Genomic DNA, 17,515 nt, shown 5'->3' with positions numbered 1-17,515 from the left:
GATGGGGGCCTCCCTTGATAAGGCATCAGTAGCAGCTAAAAAGCCCTGCTAGTGTCCTGTCCCGTTAGTTTCTGGCATTAATCGTGCATGCCATTGCGGCATCTTGGGAACGGAGATACCGCGATGAGAACGGGCAGACCGAAGGTTGAATTGCTGCTGTCGGACGAGGAGCGCGCGCAGCTGCAGTCTTTTGCTCGGAGCCGCTCGCTGCCTGCTGCGCTGAGCAATCGGGCGCGCATCGTTCTGAGCAGCGCCGATGGCGAACTCAACAGCGCCATTGCCGAGCGCTTGAAGCTCACCAAGGCCACGGTCGGCAAGTGGCGCGCTCGGTTCATTGAGCGGCGCATTCCTGGTCTGTACGACGACGTGCGCCCCGGCAAGCCGCGCACGATCGACGACGAGCGCGTGGCGAAGCTGATCAATACGACTCTGCACACCAAGCCGGCCGACGGCTCGACGCACTGGAGTGTGCGCTCGGTGGCCGCTGAGACAGGCATCTCCAAGACCAGCGTCGCGCGTTACTTCCAGCTCTTTGGGCTGCAGCCGCACCGCACTGAAGGCTTCAAGCTGTCCAACGACCCCTTCTTCATTGAGAAGCTGCGCGACGTGGTCGGCCTGTACCTGAGCCCGCCGGACAACGCGCTGGTGATCTGCGTGGACGAAAAGAGCCAGTGCCAGGCCCTGGAGCGCACGCAGCCGATGCTGCCCATGGGATTGGGCTACGTCGAGGGCGTTACGCACGACTACAAGCGCCACGGCACTACAACGCTGTTCGCAGCGCTGAACGTGCTCAACGGCGCGGTGCTTGCCGCCTGCAAGCCTCGACATCGGCATCAGGAGTTCCTGTCCTTCCTGCGCGAGATCGACAAGGCCGTGCCGCTCGAGCTGGACGTTCACTGCATCTGCGACAACTACGCCACCCACAGCCACCCCAAGGTCAAGGCCTGGCTGGCCACCAAGCCGCGCTGGCACATGCACTTCATCCCAACCTACAGCTCGTGGCTAAACCAGGTCGAGCGATTCTTCGCGCTGATCACCGACAAGGCCATTCGCCGCGGATCCTTCACCAGCGTCAAGCAACTCGTCCAGCGCATCGATCACTTCGTCGCCGCCCACAACGCGAACTGCCAGCCGTTCAAGTGGACCGCCACCGCAGATTCGATCCTCGAAAAGCTGCATCGACTTTGCTCACGTATCAGCGGGACAGGACACTAGAAACTGGCGCGATAAGTCACTGGATCCAAACAGCAGTGCTGGCTGATATCGCCTTGCAATGTGAAGAAACGGGGTTGGGTACGAAAGCTATACACCCGGCGAAGGTGGTACTTTTTGGGCTCTGCTTGTGAAACTTGGAGTTCGTTGTGGGTCAAGAAAAATGGTGTTTCTTTGGCAAAGCTGGTGGTCTTCACCTCAATCAGTTGCTCACGGCCACCTAGATCGAAAGACCGAACATCAAACCCCAAACCATCACCTTGCGTTTGCGAAACATGCTCCACTTTTTTCACCAATCCATGTAAGCCGTGCTGCTCCAACTTCCAACGCTCATAAGCAACCACAAAACGCTCACCAGCTAACCCCAAAGACTGGTTACGTGCTTCTTGCGCGAGGAAGTCACGCTTGGAAGGATGTACGGCCACATACTGCGCCAAAGGTTCAGCGACACGGAGACTTTTTTGCGGCGCATCCTGAGAGATGTCATCAAAACTGAGCAGCAATGGCACCTGTGCCGGCTGCGTCACCGCCGATTGAACAATCTGATCTAAAGAAGAGTATCTGTTGACCTGTTGGATAACTTCGTCCACCAAACTCTTTTGAAAATTAGATCGCGGCTTGTAGCCTTGAATCGATGGGTATCCAAGTACAGCCATCACTGCACTGATGTTGCAGTGCTTGAACTCGATGGAGCCTTTCGAGCGTTTGCCTTGAAGTTGTTCAAGCAGCAAGTTACGAAAGTCCGTCTTGCTGTACCGCTGTCCAGCCAGCTCCAACGACAACATGTCGAGATAAGAGCAAACCACGGCGGTAATTTCTTCGTTTGTCCAATCGCTGTTTTGATTGCTTTGCACCATGGCGCTATCTTGCCAGGTCAGTACCAGTCTGTGCAGCTTCTATCGTGGTCAAGTCACCCCACCAACGTCGCCCCCGCCCAAGCCCCACTCCCCACCAGCTGCCGCACACAGTCCAGCAGCACCACCCGTGCGGCCAGGGCGGCGGGCGAGAGTTCATCCTCTGACAGACTGCACAGCGTGGCGGGGCGGCGCACTTCGGTATGGCAGATTTCTGACCACTGAAAATGCGCCTCGGCATCGGGGTGCAGTTTGACGGCAGACCATGGCTGTACGGTAGCGCCCATACCGGCTTTGACGGCTTCCATGAGCAGCGGCAGGCCATCAATTTCCAGCGCAATATCCAGCTGCACGCCGGACTGCCGGGCGGCGGTGACGATGGCGTTGCGCAAGCCGTGGCTGCACGAAGGAAGAATCAGGGGCACGCTTTCCAGATCCGCCAGTGTCTTGGCAGGTGCTGGCTTGCACACGGGCTTGTGCCGGGACTGGATCAGAAACAGCTTTTCTTCCAGCAGAGGCATGACGCTCCAGCGGCGTGCGCCCTGGGCATCGAACAGGATGGCCAGGTCCAGTTGGCGGGCATTGAGCAGGCTGGCAAGGTGGCCAGACAGGGCCGAGACCATGTGCAGATGCACGGCGGGGTAGCGCTCGCGCATGGCCTGCATCAGCGGCAGGCCCAGCACCGAGGCAATCGTAGGTGACAGGCCAATGCTCACCGCGCCCGAAAGACGCGCCTTTTGCGCGGCCTGGATGGCCTGGTCCGCATGGCGCAGCGTGAGCTGGGCTTCGTGAAAAAAGGCAATGCCTGCTTCCGTGGGGACGGTGCCTTTGCTGGTGCGTTGCAGCAGGCGGGTGCTGAGCTCGCTCTCCAGCCGGCTGATCTGCTGGCTCAGCGCAGACTGCACCATATTCAGCTCCATGGCCGCACGGCTCATGGAGCCCAGTTCCACCACGCGCACAAAGTAGCGCAACTGTCGCAGTTCCATGGGGTGTGCTCACAAAGTTGGAATCCTGCAAGTGTATGCAGGTGCAGCCCTGCAAATCGCCCTCTGGCACTGCGCTTGCATGCACTGCACGGCATGAATATGCCAAGTTTGAAAGCCCAGCCACTGACGGCTGCCGCCTTTGCGCCCTTTGGGCAAGTGATTGCATTTGACGCCGCCACGGCTGCCACCGTGCCGCACTGCACCATCAACAGCGGCAATGCCGTGCGCTATGACCTGATTCCCAATATGCAACTGACCGCCCAGGGCGGCACCCCCATGCTGGCGCTGTTTCGCGCACAGGCGCGGACTTTTCCGCTGAACATTGGCGAGATGGAGCGCCACACGCTGGGCAGCCAGACTTTTATTCCGCTGGGCACGCAGCGCTTTGTGCTGGTGGTGGCAGCTGCCAGTGCCCCCTGCCATGCGCATGCATTGCAAGCCTTTATCACCAACGGACGGCAAGGTGTGATGCTGGCCCCCGGCACCTGGCACCATGCGCTGCTGGCAGTGGAAGGTGGCGACTTTGCAGTGCTGGAGCGTCGCGCTGGCCAGGTGGACTGTGAGGTGCAGGCCATGCCAGCGGGTTTGCAGCTGCATTTGTGAAGGGTTGAGTGGGCATCCACCAAGGGCCATGCCCCCATCCCAGCCTTCCCCCAGTGGGGGAAGGTGCTGAATACCCCCTCACCCCTGCCCTCTCCCGCAAGCGGGAGAGGGAATGCAAGGCGCAACGCTTGTGCACCCGCACGCCAGCCGCAGGACTGGCGTGCCTTCACATGCAAATTCAAATTTCCGGCTGCCTGTTTGACCAGAGCGACGGGAGTTCAGCCGGACAGCGTCGCAGACGCGCTTTTTGGTCTCCACTCACATTGCTTCGCAATATGAGTTCCGCCCCACGCAAGCGTGAAGCTTCCTTTTTGCGGTTCGCCGCCCGGTCGCGCACAAAAAGGAACTCGGCTGTCGGGCCGAGACCCGACTCCCTCCCTTAAAACAAGCAAACAGCTCAAACAAAAAGCAGAAAAAGCCCCTCTCCCAACCTCTCCCCAGAGGGGGGAGGAGTGAAAGGCCCCCATCCCAGCCTTCCCCCAGTGGGGGAAGGAGAGCGAGCCCCATCACCCCTGCCCTCTCCCGCAAGCGGGAGAGGGAGTAAATACAAAATTCATAGCTTCTAGCGCTTGCTGCATGGGCGTTAGAGGCATATTTCATCAAAAAAAACCACTGATGCGCTCCATGTGCTTCAAGCGCTGCGCATCGCTCCTGCAAGAAGGGCCTGACTGCCCATTCAGCCAGGCCCCTGTGTCACAACCGCCCTGTCCGGCTCAAGTACCTACAGCCGCGATTTTTTGCGCCATGGCGATCAGGCTCTTGTCACTGCCTGCGGGTCCCAGCAGCGACAGGCCCAGCGGCGCGCCGTTGCAGCTGGCCAAGGGCAGCGAGATTTGCGGAAAGCCCGACAGCCCCGCCATGCACAGCATCTGCACGGCGTTGTTGCGGTAGGTTTCCAGCGCGGCTTCGTCGGTGCTGCGCAGCGGCGCCACATCGGGCATGGTGGGCATGACCAGTACGCCGTCGCTGCCCAGCATGGCTGCCAGATGCTGGCGAAAACGTGTGCGGAAGGCGTGGGCGTTCACAACCTGCTCGTCCGTCACTTCTTTACTCCAGGCAAAGCGCTCTTTCACGCCGGGGCCCAGCACAGGGGCGTAGCGTTCGATAAAGGCACCATCGGTCATCCATGCTTCGCGGCCCTGGATGTAACGGAAGGCCCAGTACATGGCTTCAAAGCTCTCCAGCGCCACGGTCACAGGCGCTGCTTCGCCATAGGCGGCCTTGACCTTGGCCAGAGCACCATCCCATGCGGGCAACACTGCGGGGGCGATCAGGCCCCAGATATCGGTCGGTGTCAGCAGGCGGGGCTGGGCTGGCAAGGGGGCGCTGTCTGCTGCCATGAGCACCTCGCCCACACGGGCAAAGGTGTCTGCATCGCGTGCAAACCAGCCGCAGGTGTCAAAGCTGTGGCACAGGGCCAGGGCGGATTGCAGGCTCACACGGCCATGCGTGGGGCGAATGCCGTAGAGGCCGCAATGGCTGGCGGGTGCACGCACGGAGCCACCGGTGTCCGTGCCCAGTGCAAAGTCGCACAGGCGGCTGGATACGGCCGAGGCCGAGCCCGAGGAGGAGCCGCCCGTGATGCGATCGGGTGCAGCACCGTTGATGGGCGCACCAAAGTGGGCGTTGTTGCCGTTCATGGAAAAGGCCAGCTCATCCGTGACGGTCTTGCCTGCCAGCGCCGCACCTGCGTCGAGCAGCTTTTGCACGGTGGGCGCGGTCTGCGTCTTGATGCCAGACATGGCCAGCACCAGCGGGTTGCCGCCGCCTGTCGGGTAGCCAGCAATGTCAAACAGGTCTTTAACGCCGAAGTACAGGCCGCTCAGTGGCCCGGTGCTGGCATGGGGCACGGGCACATCAGGATAGGGAACAAAGGCATGGGCGGGGTCGTGCAAGGGCATAGGTACTTTCGGGAAACAACAGAGGGAAAGAAAGCCGAACTCTCAAAATCAGAGCTGCCAGCGTTTGTATCTACAAGGTTTCAAATAAAAAACTAATGGAAATCCTTTAAATACAAGCGCTAGCCGCTCTCTTTTTTATGCAGCCAGCACCTGTGGTGCTTGCAGTACCGTGGTGTCGGTATGGATGCAGCGCGCCAGATGGCCGGGGGCGATTTCCATGGCTCCGGGCAGCACCTGCGAGCAGCCTGGCGTGGCAAAGCGGCAGCGCGGTGCAAAGGCGCAGCCCGGTGGAATGGCGGTCAGGTCCGGCGGCGCACCGGGGATGGTCTGCAGGGGCTGGCCACGCTCCATGGCACCATGCGAGCGGCTTTGCAGCAAGGCCATGGTGTAGGGGTGGCGCGGAGAGCGAATCAGCTGCTCGGCCGTGCCTTCTTCCACAATGCGGCCGGCGTACATGACAGCAATGCGGTCTGCCACCTCGACGGCGGCGCCAATGTCATGCGTCACAAAAATAATGCCCAGGCCCAGATCGCGCTGCAGCTGGCGCAGCAGCAGCAGGATCTGGATTTGCACGGTGGCGTCCAGCGCCGTGGTGGGCTCATCCGCCAGCAGCACCTGCGGGTTGCAGGCCAGGGCCAGGGCAATCATGACGCGCTGGCGCATGCCGCCCGACATTTCATGCGGATAGGCCTTCAGGCGCTGCTCGGGGCTGGGAATGCTCACGCGCTCAAACAGCTGCAGGGCACGCTTTTCGGCCTCGGCCTTGCTCACTTTCGGCTCGTGGCGGCGGATGGCTTCCACAATCTGCGCGCCTACGGGATAGACAGGGTCCAGGGCCAGCAGCGGGTCCTGAAAGATCATGGAGCAGGTCTTGCCACGGTAGCCGGACAAGGCCTTGCCATCCATGCGCAGCACGTCATGCCCGGCTACCTGCACCTTGCCTTTCATCACGGTCTTGCGTTCCGGGTGCAGGCGCAGCAGGGTGCGCAGCGTCACGCTCTTGCCGGAGCCGGATTCGCCAATCAGCGCCACGGATTCACCGCGCCGCACGCTCAGGCTGACGCCGCTGACAGCCTGCACGACTTTCTTGCCGCCGGTGAACTGCACGTTCAGGTCTTCAATCTGCACCAGGGGGCGGGTATCGGTTTGCATTGCAGTCTCGCTTTCTCAGGCAGCCAGAGGGAAAGGGGCCGTGGCCAGCGGGTGGCCGCTGCTGATTTCATGCATCAGGCAGGTGGCCTTGTGGTGCAGCTGCACCTCGGTCATCGCAGGCACACGCTGGGCGCAGACGGGCTGCGCCTGTGGGCAGCGTGGGTGAAAGCGACAGCCCGATGGCGGGTTGATGGGATTGGGTGGATCGCCCGCCAGCGGGGCCTGCTGGGTGCGATGGTTGGGGTCCATGGAAGGCACGGAGGACAGCAGCGCCTTGGTATAGGGATGGGCAGGCTGGTGAAACAGCGCGTCTGAGGGGCCAATTTCTGCCACCTGGCCCAGGTACATGACCATCACACGGTCGCTGATGTAGTGCACCACGCCCAGGTCGTGGCTGATGAAGACATACGTCAGGCCAAACTCGCGCTTCAGATCGGTCAGCAGGTTCAGCACCTGCGCCTCCACGGATTTGTCCAGCGCGGAAACGGCCTCATCCAGAATCACCATGCGTGGCTGCAAGGCCAGCGCGCGGGCAATATTGATGCGCTGGCGCTGGCCGCCTGAGAGCTCGTGCGGATAGCGCTCGGCAAAGCGCGAAGGGGCCAGCCCTACGCGGTCCATCAGGTGGTGGGTACGTTCAATGGCTTCTCTGCGCGAGACACCATGCACCTGCGGGCCGAAGGAGATGGAGTCTTCAATCGTCAGGCGCGGGTTCAGCGAGGCATAGCTGTCCTGGAACACCATCTGCACCTGGCGGCGAAATTCCTTGAGCGGCAGATCGCGCGAACCCACGGTGCGGCCATCAAAGATCAGCTCGCCCTTGGTCGGGTCCATCAGGTGCATGAGCAGGCGTGCGGTGGTGGATTTGCCGCAGCCGGACTCGCCCACCACGCCCAGGGTTTCACCCTTGAGCACTTCAAAGTCCACGCCATCGACGGCATGCACCGTGGCACCGTTTTTCAGCGGGAAGTGCTTGGTCAGACCACGCACGATCAGCAGTGGCTGCGCGGGGCCGCCTACGTCTTGCATGACAGCTGTGTTGATTGACATGACTTACCCCTTGTTGTCCATGGCCGAACGCAGACCGTCCGAGAGCAGGTTGAAGGAAATGGAGGTGATGAAAATCATCACGCCGGGCAGCGCCGCAATCCAGGGCTGGGTATAGATGGCCGTGCGCAGGGTGTTGAGCATCAGGCCCCAGTCAGGCTCTGGTGGCTTGACGCCCAGGCCCAGAAAGGACAGGCCCGAGGCCAGAATCATGGACACCGCAATCAGGCTGGTGGCATAGACAAAGATGGGGCCCAGCACATTGCCCAGCACATGCACGCGCACGATGGTGAAAGCGTTGGCCCCGGTGGCACGGGCGGCTTCCACATAGTCGCGGTTGCGGGCCTGCGCGGTGACACTTTCTGCCACACGGGCAATCTGCGGAATGAACACCATGGTCAGCGACACCAGCGCATTGAAGATGCCTGCACCCAAAGCACCCGACAGTGCAATGGCCAGCAGCACCGAGGGGAAGGCATAGAACACATCAATGGTGCGCATGATGACGGTGTTGGTGCGCCCACCGGCATAGCCCGCCAAAATGCCGATGCCTGCGCCAATCACAAAGGCCACCAGCACAGGCACGATGCCCATGAACAGCGACAGGCGAGCCCCCACAATCAGGCGCGAGAGCATGTCGCGCCCCAGCTCGTCACTGCCCAGGGGCAGGCCTTCGGTGCCAATGGGCTTGAGTCGCTTGAGGATGGAGGTGGCATAGGGGTCTGACGGTGCCAGCCAGGGCGCAAAAACAGCCATCAGAACCAGCAGTGCCACCACGGTGGCGGCCCCTACGGCAACGGGGTCGCGCATGAAGCGCTGCAGCACGGATGCCCAGTAGCCACGCGAGCGATGTTCAGGCAAGGGCTGCACAGCAGGTGCGGCAGCCAATTTCAGTGTGATGCTGGACATGAAAAATCTCCCGGTTAGTCAGCCAATCAGCGCGCAATGCGAGGGTCCAGCAGTGTCTGCACCACGTCCACCAGCAGGTTGAGCAGCACAAAGAACACGGCCAGCACAAGAATCGTTCCCTGCAGCAGCGGCAGGTCACGCTGGAAGATGGCCTGATTCAGCAGAAAGCCCGTGCCGGGCCAGGAGAACACGGTCTCGATCAGGATGGAGCCGCCCAGCAGATAGCCCAGCTGCAGCCCCATGACGGCCAGTGCCGTGGGCGCAGCGTTCTTGAGTACGTGACAGAAGATGCCCCAGTTGGATAGGCCCTTGGCCTTGAGGCCGATGATGAATTCCTGCTCCAGCAGCTCTGCCACCAGGGCTCGCACCGTGCGGGCGATGATGCCCATGGGAATGACCGACATGGTGATGGCCGGCAGGATCATGAACTGCACGTGGGCCCAGTCCCAGGCCCAGTCACCCGAGCCGCCGGGGCCAGCACCTGTGGCAGGCAGCCACATCAGCTGCGAAGAAAAGATGATGACCAGCATCATGCCCAGCCAGTAGTGCGGCACGCTCACGCCTAGCACCGACAGCAGCGAGCACAGACGGTCCATGAACGAGTTGCGAAAGTAGCCCGCCACAAAGCCAAACAGGCTGCCCAGCACAAAGCCAATCAGCGTGGCCACCACGGCCAGGCGCAGGGTGTTGACCACGGCGGTCAGCACTTCGGTGGTGACGGGGCGGCTGGTTGCAATCGACAGGCCCAGATCACCATGCAGCGCGCGCCAGAGCCAGCGCCCGAATTGCTCAGGCAGCGGCTGGTTAAAGCCATACAGTTCGCGCATTTGCTCCTGCAGTTCGGCAGAAGCATCAGGCGGCAGGATGGAGATCAGCGGATCCCCCGGCGTGATGTGGACCAGTGCAAAGCACAGCAAGGCCACACCCAGCATGATGGGGATGGTGTAGAGGAAGCGGCGCAGCAGGTAGTTCAGCATGGTTGTGGCGTGGTGAGAGTTTCAGAAAGGCCGCCTGTCTGGGAGTGCAGGTGGTATCCACGTCATGACGCAAGGGCGTAACGCGGGCCCTGCCAGCCAGCAGCCGGGCGCGCTGCCCGGCCCGGCTGGTAAGACTTACTTCATAGTCATGGTGGCAATGTCGATAAACCAGCTCTGTGGCTGCACCACATTGCCCACCTTGGCAGACATGGCACGCGGGCCTACGTCATGGGCCACGAACAGGAACGGTGCCTCATCCACGACCAGGGTGTGCAGCTCGGCCAGGGCCTTGTCGCGCTCCTTGGCATCAAACGTGGTGCGGGCCTTGTCCACCACGGCGTCCACCTGCGGGTTGCTGTAGAAGCCCCAGTTGTTGGACAGCGGCGGGAAGGACTTGGTGCTCACAAAGCGCACCATGGCAAAGAAGGGGTCCATGGTGGCGGCCGTCACATTGGTGGCATGTGACTTGTTGGCGCTGGGGTCCTTGGCACCGATGCGCCAGTTGGAGAACAAGGTGTTCCACTCGACCACATCAAACTCCACATCAAAGTGGCATTGCTTGAGGCTTTCCTGGATGAACTCGTTCATGGGCAGGGGCTGCATCTGGCCGGAGCCGGAGGCCGAGGTCTGAATCTTCACCTTCAGCGGCTTGGCGGCACTGTGGCCTGCCTGCTCCATCAGTGACTTGCCAGCAGCAACGTCGTACTTGATCTGGAAGCTGGGGTTACCGCGCCAGGGGTGGCCGGGCTCAAACATGCCGGTGGCGGGTTCCATCATGCCGTTGAGCAGCTGCTTCATGCTCTCACGGTCTACGCACAGATTGGCCGCATGGCGCACGCGCTTGTCCAGCCAGGGCGAGCCTTCAATGAAGGAGAACTGCCAGGGCCAGATATGGGGCTGCAGGTTGGAGTAGACCTTGAAGCCACGGCTCTTGAGGGCATCCAGCGCATCGGGTGCAGGTGCCTCAATCCAGTCCACCTGGCCGCTCATGAGGGCTGCGGTGCGGGAGTTGGCCTCAGGCAGGGGCAGCAGCACCACTTTGTCGATGGTTGGTGTGCGCTTGGGGTCCCAGTAGGCGGTGTTCTTCACCATTTCAAAGCGCTCGCGTGGCACAAAGCGTGCAGCCTTGAACGGGCCAGAGCCCGAGGGGTCTGCGGCAAATGCCGTCCATGCGGCTTTGCTGCGCTCGGCCTTGTCGGTCACGCTGGCTGGCACGGCCGCCAGCTTGGTGGCCCAGTGCGCAGGCGATGCCATGAACAGATTGGTCAGATTGATGGGCAGGAAGGCGTCGGGCTCCGAGGTGGTCAGCTCCACGGTCAGATCATCGATCTTGCGTGCTGACTTGAGCGTAGGCATGCGCGATGCAGTAGCACCCACCTGTGCAGGGTCAAAGTGCTCGGCGTCCTTGTCCAGCACCTTGCGCACATTCCAGACCACGGCATCGGCGTTGAAGTCGCTGCCGTCATGGAACTTCACGCCGGGGCGCAGCTTGAACACCCACTTGGTTTTGTCGGCAGGGTCTACCTCCCAGGACAGCGCCAGACCGGGGATCAGCTCGCTGGGCTTGTCAGACTTGCTCAGATCCCAGTGCGTCAGCGCGTCGTACATGGGAATACCGGTGAAGCGGTTGCCCTCAAAGCCCTGGTCAGGCTGCCCTGAGGTACGGGGAATGTCGCCCGCCGTCATGGCAATGCGCAACACCTTTTCTTGCGCCATGACGGTGCTGGCAGCGCCACCGGCCAGTGTCATTGCTACCGCCAAAGCCAGTCCCTTGAGTGCCGGACGTGAAACAGAGAAACCAGAAGACTTACGCATTGGAGACCTTTCCATCGGGGTTGAGGTAAGACCTGCAATGCAAGCAGCGTGCCACATCGCACATATCGATGTTCGATCTGTATGTGCGCACATTCGATGCGACTTGGCATGTTTTGTGCGGCATTCGCGCCTGTTCTCTCAAACAGGAGCTGCATCATGAACACCCCCGTTGAACACCTGCGCATTGATGGCGAACGCCTGTGGCAGTCGCTGATGGACCTGGGCCAGATTGGCGCCACCCCCAAAGGCGGCGTCTGCCGCATCGCCCTGACCGATGAAGACCGGCGCGGCCGCGATCTGGTCGTGCAATGGTTCAAGGATGCAGGTCTGGAAGTGCGCATCGATGCCATTGGCAATGTATTTGGCCGTCGCGCAGGCACCGACCCACAGGCTCGCGCCGTGGCCACGGGCAGCCATATTGACACCCAGCCCACGGGCGGCAAGTTCGATGGCAACTACGGCGTGATGGCAGGCCTGGAAGTGGTGCGCACCCTCAATGCCCACGGCATTCAGACCCGCGCCCCGATTGAAGTGGCGTTCTGGACCAATGAAGAAGGCACACGTTTTACGCCGGTGATGATGGGCTCTGGTGCATTCATTGGCGTCTTTGGTGCAGAAGAGATGCACTTGCAACAAGATAACGCAGGTATCAGCGTAGGTGCCGAGCTGCAGCGCATTGGCTATCTGGGGGATGTGGCCTGTGGTGATGTGCCCAATGGCCCGTTTGCCGCCTATTTTGAGGCCCATATTGAACAAGGCCCGGTACTGGAGGCCTATGACAAGCCCATTGGCATTGTCAGCGGCGCACTGGGCCAGCAGTGGTATGACGTGACGGTGCAGGGCATGGAAGCCCACGCCGGCCCCACGCCCATGGAGCTGCGCCACGACGCCATGCTGGCCGCCGCCCGCATGATCGATGCCGTCAACCGCATTGCACTCGATGAAGCCCCGCATGGCCGTGGCACCGTGGGCTATGTGCAGGTCCACCCCAATTCCCGCAATGTGATTCCGGGGCAGGTGAAATTCAGTGTGGACTTCCGCAACCTGTCGCAGAACGGGCTGGACCGCATGGACGCCGCCATGCGCGCCCAGTTTGCCGCACTGGCTGCACAGTGCCAGTGCACGGTGGACATGGAACAGGTGGTGAAGTTTGAGCCCTGCATCTTCCACCCCGACTGCGTCGCCAGTGTGCGCAAGGCCACCGCACAGCTGGGCTATGACTGCATGGATGTGGTCAGCGGCGCAGGCCATGACGCGGTCTATATCAACCGCGTAGCCCCCAGCGCCATGATTTTTGTGCCCTGCAAGGACGGCATCAGCCACAACGAGATTGAAGACGCCAAGCCCGAGCACCTGGCCGCTGGCTGCAATGTGCTGCTGCACGCCATGCTGGAGCAGGCAGGCGTGGCCTGAGCGCTCTCACCCACGGCTGCTGTGCCATGTTGGTGCACAGCAGCCATTCGCCCCCCACAGGCTATTGAGGAGATATGCATGACGGATCGCCCCCATGTACTGGTGCTCAACCCCAATACCTCCGACAGCGTCACGCAACGCCTGTCTGACACCCTGAGCCTCGCCCTGCCTGAGGTGCACATCCATGCCCGCACGGCCCCATTTGGTGCGCACTACATTGCCGATGAACGCAGCTTCTGCATTGCAGGCCATGCCGTCATCGAGGCCTTCGAGCGCGCCATGGGCGATGCGCCCACTGCGGGCTACCGCGCAGTGCTGGTCGGCTGTTTTGGCGACCCGGGCCTGCATGCGCTGCGTGAGAGCACGCAGGTGCCCGTCCTCGGACTGGCAGAAAGCGCCGTGCACGAAATGGGTGCACAGGGCTTTGCACGCATGGCCATCGTGACCGGGGGCGAGCGATGGCAAACCATGCTGCAGCGCTGGTGCCGCAGCGAAGGCCATGACCGTACCGATGCGCCCCTGGGCATCACCCAGGTACATGCCCTGCCAGCAACAGGTTTGCAGATGATGCAGTCCCCGCAAGACACCGCCATGGCCCTGGCACATGCCTGCCACAATGCCATGCAGCATGCTTCCACACAGGCGGTGCTGCTCGGTGGCGCCGGCCTGGCCGGCATGGGGGCAGAAGTACGGTTGTTGACCAGACTGCCCGTCTGGGACTGTGTCGAGCTGGTCGCCCAGCGGCTGCAGCAGATGCTGGCGCTGCCGCAGCAGGCCGAGTCGTCATAAGGACGTCAGGCGCGAAATCGCACGCGCGCATTCCACCACCAGCGGGGCCAGCGTGGCCTCGGCATCTTCCATGCTCCAGCGGCTCACGGGCGGTGCCACATGCACGGCACCCACCACCTGCTGGCGGCTGTTCAGAATGGGCGCAGCAATGCCCATGTCGCCCAGAAACAGCTCTTCACAGTTCACGGCATAGCCTTTGTCACAGCAGCGCAGCAACTGGCGGAGGATGTCGGGAATCTGGGTCTGCGTATACCGCGTCAGCGCCGGGCGCTCCATGGCTTCCAGCATGGGCTGCCACTGCGCCTGCGGCAGGCTGCTCAGATAGGCACGGCCGCAGCTGCTGGCATACATGGGCACACGGCTGCCCACAGGCGTGAGTACAGGAATGTGCTGCGTGGTCTGCACCTGGGCCAGATACAGCATGTGCTGCCCATTGGGTTCGGTCAGGGTGACGGTTTCACCGCTGTCCTTGGACAGTTGGGCCAGATAGCTGTGCGCTGCCACGATCAGCGGATGCCCATCCAGGTAGTTAAAGCCCAGCTCCACCACGCGGGGCTGCAGACAAAAGCGCTGACTGCCCGGATGCTTGCCCACATAGCCCAGCACCTGCAGCGTGTGCACAGAGCGCTGGGCCGAGGCCTTGGTCATGCCCGTACGCTGGGCAATTTCACCCAGGCTCAGATAGCGGTGGCCGCTGCCAAAGGCACACAGTACCTGCAGGCCTTTGGCCAGCGACAGGTTAAACAAAGCACTGGAGGCCACCGGTGGATTGGCAGTCATACACATCCTTTTCGTCAGCTTCTGACACCGCAACCAGCACGCAAGAAGCAAACCAGATCACGCCCAGGCTGGAGCGTCATCTGGCCGCGCTGGACACAGATGCAAAACGTCAGCGGCTGCTCGGAAAGCTGAACACCGTGCCTTCGCGCACACCGGCGCTGGGCCAGCGCTGGGTGATGGTCTTGCGCTTGGTGTAGAAGCGCACGGCATCGGGCCCGTAGGCGTGCAGATCGCCAAACAGCGAACGCTTCCAGCCACCAAAGGAGTGGTAGGCCACGGGCACAGGCAGCGGCACGTTCACCCCCACCATGCCGACCTGGATGTGGTCGGTGAAGTAGCGTGCCGCCTCGCCATCGCGCGTGAAGATGCAGGTGCCGTTACCGTATTCGTGGTCGTCGATCAGCTGCATGGCTTGCTGCAGGCTGGCCACACGCACCACACCCAGCACCGGACCAAAAATTTCTTCCTGGTAGATCTTCATGCCGGGCTGGACGTGGTCGAACAGGCAGGCCCCCAGGAAGTAGCCTTCTTCATGGCCTGCCACCTGCACCTTGCGGCCATCGACCACCAGCGTTGCACCTTCGGCCACGCCGCTGTCCACATAGGCTTTGACCTTTTCGTAGTGCTGCCTGGTCACCAGCGGCCCCATGTCATTGCGGTCGTCCGTGCCAGGGCCGACCTTCATCTTGGCGATCTCGACCTTGAGCGCCTCCACGACTTTGTCGGCCGTGTCATCACCAATGGCCACCACCAGCGGAATCGCCATGCAGCGTTCACCACAGGAGCCATAGGCTGCGCCCATCAGCGCGTTGACGGCGTTGGGAATGTCGGCATCGGGCATGACGATGGCATGGTTCTTGGCCCCGCCCAGCGCCTGCACGCGCTTGCCATGTTTGCAACCTTCGGCGTAGATGTACTCGGCAATCGGGGTAGAGCCCACAAAGCTCACGGCCTTGACGCGGGGATCGCGCAGCAGGGTGTCCACCGCTTCCTTGTCGCCATTGACCACATTCAGCACGCCCGGTGGCAGGCCAGCCTCCTGCGCCAGCTGGGCAATGAACAGCGTGCTGGATGGATCGCGCTCCGAGGGCTTGAGCACAAAGGTGTTGCCACAGACTACGGCCATGGGCCACATCCACAGCGGCACCATGGCCGGAAAGTTAAAGGGCGTGATGCCTGCGGTCACGCCCAGCGCCTGAAATTCGCTCCAGCTGTCAATGCCAGGGCCGACATTGCGGCTGTGCTCGCCCTTGAGCAGCTCGGGCGCATAGCTGGCGTATTCCACGTTTTCCATGCCGCGCTGCAATTCGCCATGGGCATCGGCCAGGGTCTTGCCATGCTCAGCCGTGATCAGCGCGGCAATCTCGTCTGCATGCGCCTCCAGCAAGACCTTGAACTTGCTCATCACCCGTGCACGCTTGAGTGGTGGGGTGTTACGCCAGGCGGGGAAGGCTTTTTCCGCCGCCGCAATGGCAGCTTCTACGGTCTGCACACTGGCCAGCGCCACCTGCCGCTCGCTGCGACCTGTGGCCGGGTTGTACACGGGCTGGGTGCGTGCGGTGTCTTCGATCAGTTGTCCATCCATCCAATGGCCTACGGTGGGAATCACAGTCTCTTCCTTGGGTGTTTTATGCATAAAAATGGCTGCTGGCGCTTATGCAGCGGGCGCTAGCAGCTATTGTTTTAAAACGTTCTCGTGTTTCAGGCCGTCGCCTGCAGGGCATCACCCACGGCGCTGACCAGGCGGTCAATCTCCGCCTCTGTGCTGATAAAGGGTGGTGCGAGCTGGATGGTGTCACCGCCATAGCGCACGTAAAAGCCGTGTGCCCAGCAGTGCATGGCGATTTCATAGGGGCGCTTGGCAGGCTCGCCGGGCACAGGGTCAATGGTGATGCCTGCGGCCAGGCCAAAGTTGCGAATATCCAGCACATGCTTGGCACCACGCAGGCCATGCACAGCCTGTTCAAAGTAAGGTGCCAGTGCCTGCACCTGCTGTGGGGCCTGCTCTTTTTCCAGCAGTTCCAGTGCAGCCAGTCCTGCGGCGCAGGCTGCTGGGTGGGCCGAGTAGGTATAGCCGTGGGCAAACTCCAGCATGTACTCGGGGCCACCGGCAGCCATGAAGGTGTCGTAAATCTCTTTGCTGGCCACGCAACCGCCCAGAGGCTGCGCGCCATTGGTGACCTGCTTGGCAAAGTTCAGAATGTCGGGCGTGACGCCAAACACTTCAGACGCCGTCCAGCCACCGCAGCGGCCAAAGCCGGTGATGACTTCGTCAAAGATCAGCAAGATGCCGTGCTGCGTGCAGATCTCACGCAGGCGCTGCAAGTAACCTGCGGGTGGAATGACCACGCCTGCTGAGCCTGAGAACGGTTCCACAATCACCGCCGCAATGGTGCTGGCGTCGTGCAGGTGGATGACATCCAGCAGGCGATCAGCCAGCGCACGGCCATCGGTATCGGGCATGCCTTTGGCGAAAGTGCCCAGTGGCGGCTGGGTATGGGGCAGATGGTCGGCCTCAATGCCCTGGCCGTAGAGTTTGCGGTTGCCTGCAATGCCGCCCACGGAAATGCCGCCAAAGTTCACGCCGTGGTAGCCCTTCTCACGCCCAATCAGCCGGGTCTTGCCGGCCTGCCCCTTGGCACGCCAGTAGGCGCGGGCCATCTTCAAAGAGGTGTCTGCCGCCTCCGAGCCCGAACCCGTAAAGAACACATAGTCCAGCCCCGCAGGTGTCAGCTGCTTGATCTTGTTGGCCAGCGCAAACGACAGCGGGTGGCCGAACTGAAACGCCGGGGCGTAATCCAGCTCCAGCGCAGCCTTGGCAATGGCGTTGGCAATTTCCTTGCGGCCATGGCCCAGCCCCGTGCACCACAGACCTGACAGGCCATCAAAAATCTCGCGCCCCTGTGCATCACGCAAATACGCGCCCTGCGCGCCCACCACCATGCGTGGCTGGGTCTTGAAGTTGCGGTTGGCGGTAAACGGCATCCAGTGGGCGTCCAGCCACTGCGCATCCATGGCGGCAGCGCTCTGGGGGATGGTGGAGAGATCGGTGAAGTCCATGGCTAGCTCCTGGCAAT

General features: G+C 61.8%; 15 protein-coding genes. 4 read left to right on the top strand and 11 right to left on the bottom strand.

Features of this window, described 5'->3' with window-relative positions:
- Positions 1–123: 123 nt before the first annotated feature.
- Complete coding sequence (locus B5M06_RS09585) at positions 124–1,215, top strand: IS630 family transposase (protein WP_054065682.1); 1,092 nt, start codon at positions 124–126, stop codon at positions 1,213–1,215.
- On the opposite strand, the gene B5M06_RS09580 is transcribed toward B5M06_RS09585, so the two are convergent.
- Positions 1,212–2,069, bottom strand: coding sequence for a protein NO VEIN domain-containing protein (locus B5M06_RS09580; RefSeq protein WP_240183903.1), 858 nt, complete (start codon positions 2,067–2,069; stop codon positions 1,212–1,214). The two genes, B5M06_RS09585 and B5M06_RS09580, sit on opposite strands and share 4 nt — an antisense overlap.
- Before the next feature lie 53 nt (positions 2,070–2,122).
- A complete protein-coding gene (locus B5M06_RS09575; protein WP_054065681.1) occupies positions 2,123–3,052 on the bottom strand; it encodes a LysR family transcriptional regulator in 930 nt (309 codons plus the stop codon).
- Between the two features lie 99 nt (positions 3,053–3,151).
- Between B5M06_RS09575 and B5M06_RS09570 the strand changes: the two genes are divergently transcribed.
- Complete coding sequence (locus B5M06_RS09570) at positions 3,152–3,655, top strand: ureidoglycolate lyase (RefSeq protein ID WP_338028312.1); 504 nt, start codon at positions 3,152–3,154, stop codon at positions 3,653–3,655.
- Positions 3,656–4,368: 713 nt separating this feature from the next.
- Here B5M06_RS09570 and B5M06_RS09565 read toward each other — a convergent pair.
- From B5M06_RS09565 to B5M06_RS09540, 6 genes are all read right to left on the bottom strand, one after another.
- Entirely contained in the window at positions 4,369–5,556 is a 1,188-nt protein-coding gene (locus B5M06_RS09565) for an amidase (protein ID WP_054065680.1), read from the bottom strand.
- Between the two features lie 135 nt (positions 5,557–5,691).
- Entirely contained in the window at positions 5,692–6,708 is a 1,017-nt protein-coding gene (locus tag B5M06_RS09560) for an ABC transporter ATP-binding protein (RefSeq protein ID WP_054065679.1), read from the bottom strand.
- Between the two features lie 15 nt (positions 6,709–6,723).
- Positions 6,724–7,758: an ABC transporter ATP-binding protein gene (locus tag B5M06_RS09555; RefSeq protein ID WP_240183902.1), complete on the bottom strand. Its 1,035-nt coding sequence runs from the start codon at positions 7,756–7,758 to the stop codon at positions 6,724–6,726.
- 3 nt (positions 7,759–7,761) lie between these two features.
- Entirely contained in the window at positions 7,762–8,664 is a 903-nt protein-coding gene (locus B5M06_RS09550) for an ABC transporter permease (protein WP_054065677.1), read from the bottom strand.
- 26 nt (positions 8,665–8,690) lie between these two features.
- Positions 8,691–9,641 carry an ABC transporter permease gene (locus tag B5M06_RS09545; RefSeq protein WP_054065676.1) on the bottom strand — a complete coding sequence of 317 codons (951 nt, stop codon included), beginning with the start codon at positions 9,639–9,641 and terminating at the stop codon, positions 8,691–8,693.
- 135 nt (positions 9,642–9,776) lie between these two features.
- Positions 9,777–11,456: an ABC transporter substrate-binding protein gene (locus tag B5M06_RS09540; RefSeq protein WP_054065675.1), complete on the bottom strand. Its 1,680-nt coding sequence runs from the start codon at positions 11,454–11,456 to the stop codon at positions 9,777–9,779.
- Between the two features lie 156 nt (positions 11,457–11,612).
- On the opposite strand from B5M06_RS09540, the gene B5M06_RS09535 reads away from it, so the two are divergent.
- Together B5M06_RS09535 and B5M06_RS09530 are read left to right on the top strand one after the other, a co-directional pair.
- Positions 11,613–12,869 (top strand): Zn-dependent hydrolase, encoded by a 1,257-nt coding sequence (locus tag B5M06_RS09535; RefSeq protein WP_054065674.1) that lies wholly within the window; start codon positions 11,613–11,615, stop codon positions 12,867–12,869.
- A gap of 78 nt (positions 12,870–12,947) precedes the next feature.
- Positions 12,948–13,658: an aspartate/glutamate racemase family protein gene (locus B5M06_RS09530; protein WP_054065673.1), complete on the top strand. Its 711-nt coding sequence runs from the start codon at positions 12,948–12,950 to the stop codon at positions 13,656–13,658.
- Here B5M06_RS09530 and B5M06_RS09525 read toward each other — a convergent pair.
- The 3 genes from B5M06_RS09525 to aptA all read right to left on the bottom strand — a co-directional run bounded on the left by B5M06_RS09525 (position 13,653) and on the right by aptA (position 17,498).
- Positions 13,653–14,438, bottom strand: a complete 786-nt coding sequence (locus tag B5M06_RS09525; protein ID WP_054065672.1) for an IclR family transcriptional regulator — start codon at positions 14,436–14,438, stop codon at positions 13,653–13,655. The two genes, B5M06_RS09530 and B5M06_RS09525, sit on opposite strands and share 6 nt — an antisense overlap.
- Positions 14,439–14,547: 109 nt before the next feature.
- Complete coding sequence (locus B5M06_RS09520) at positions 14,548–16,023, bottom strand: CoA-acylating methylmalonate-semialdehyde dehydrogenase (RefSeq protein WP_420809982.1); 1,476 nt, start codon at positions 16,021–16,023, stop codon at positions 14,548–14,550.
- Between the two features lie 116 nt (positions 16,024–16,139).
- Positions 16,140–17,498 carry an omega-aminotransferase AptA gene (gene aptA / locus B5M06_RS09515; protein ID WP_054065686.1) on the bottom strand — a complete coding sequence of 453 codons (1,359 nt, stop codon included), beginning with the start codon at positions 17,496–17,498 and terminating at the stop codon, positions 16,140–16,142.
- Between the last annotated feature and the right edge of the window lie 17 nt (positions 17,499–17,515).

The sequence above is a fragment of the Comamonas kerstersii genome, from assembly GCF_002056725.1.
In the GTDB taxonomy this organism is placed as follows: domain Bacteria; phylum Pseudomonadota; class Gammaproteobacteria; order Burkholderiales; family Burkholderiaceae_C; genus Comamonas; species Comamonas kerstersii.
Note: the sequence above shows the minus strand (reverse complement) of the source record. Positions and strands in the feature narration are given on the sequence as shown.

What these genes read in the sequence shown, in the direction of transcription:
- B5M06_RS09585 (WP_054065682.1), top strand. Translation starts at nt 124, where the DNA reads ATGAGAACGGGCAGACCGAAGGTTGAATTGCTGCTGTCGGACGAGGAG.
- B5M06_RS09580 (WP_240183903.1), bottom strand. Translation starts at nt 2,069, where the DNA reads ATGGTGCAAAGCAATCAAAACAGCGATTGGACAAACGAAGAAATTACC.
- B5M06_RS09575 (WP_054065681.1), bottom strand. Translation starts at nt 3,052, where the DNA reads ATGGAACTGCGACAGTTGCGCTACTTTGTGCGCGTGGTGGAACTGGGC.
- B5M06_RS09570 (WP_338028312.1), top strand. Translation starts at nt 3,152, where the DNA reads ATGCCAAGTTTGAAAGCCCAGCCACTGACGGCTGCCGCCTTTGCGCCC.
- B5M06_RS09565 (WP_054065680.1), bottom strand. Translation starts at nt 5,556, where the DNA reads ATGCCCTTGCACGACCCCGCCCATGCCTTTGTTCCCTATCCTGATGTG.
- B5M06_RS09560 (WP_054065679.1), bottom strand. Translation starts at nt 6,708, where the DNA reads ATGCAAACCGATACCCGCCCCCTGGTGCAGATTGAAGACCTGAACGTG.
- B5M06_RS09555 (WP_240183902.1), bottom strand. Translation starts at nt 7,758, where the DNA reads ATGTCAATCAACACAGCTGTCATGCAAGACGTAGGCGGCCCCGCGCAG.
- B5M06_RS09550 (WP_054065677.1), bottom strand. Translation starts at nt 8,664, where the DNA reads ATGTCCAGCATCACACTGAAATTGGCTGCCGCACCTGCTGTGCAGCCC.
- B5M06_RS09545 (WP_054065676.1), bottom strand. Translation starts at nt 9,641, where the DNA reads ATGCTGAACTACCTGCTGCGCCGCTTCCTCTACACCATCCCCATCATG.
- B5M06_RS09540 (WP_054065675.1), bottom strand. Translation starts at nt 11,456, where the DNA reads ATGCGTAAGTCTTCTGGTTTCTCTGTTTCACGTCCGGCACTCAAGGGA.
- B5M06_RS09535 (WP_054065674.1), top strand. Translation starts at nt 11,613, where the DNA reads ATGAACACCCCCGTTGAACACCTGCGCATTGATGGCGAACGCCTGTGG.
- B5M06_RS09530 (WP_054065673.1), top strand. Translation starts at nt 12,948, where the DNA reads ATGACGGATCGCCCCCATGTACTGGTGCTCAACCCCAATACCTCCGAC.
- B5M06_RS09525 (WP_054065672.1), bottom strand. Translation starts at nt 14,438, where the DNA reads ATGACTGCCAATCCACCGGTGGCCTCCAGTGCTTTGTTTAACCTGTCG.
- B5M06_RS09520 (WP_420809982.1), bottom strand. Translation starts at nt 16,023, where the DNA reads ATGGATGGACAACTGATCGAAGACACCGCACGCACCCAGCCCGTGTAC.
- aptA (WP_054065686.1), bottom strand. Translation starts at nt 17,498, where the DNA reads ATGGACTTCACCGATCTCTCCACCATCCCCCAGAGCGCTGCCGCCATG.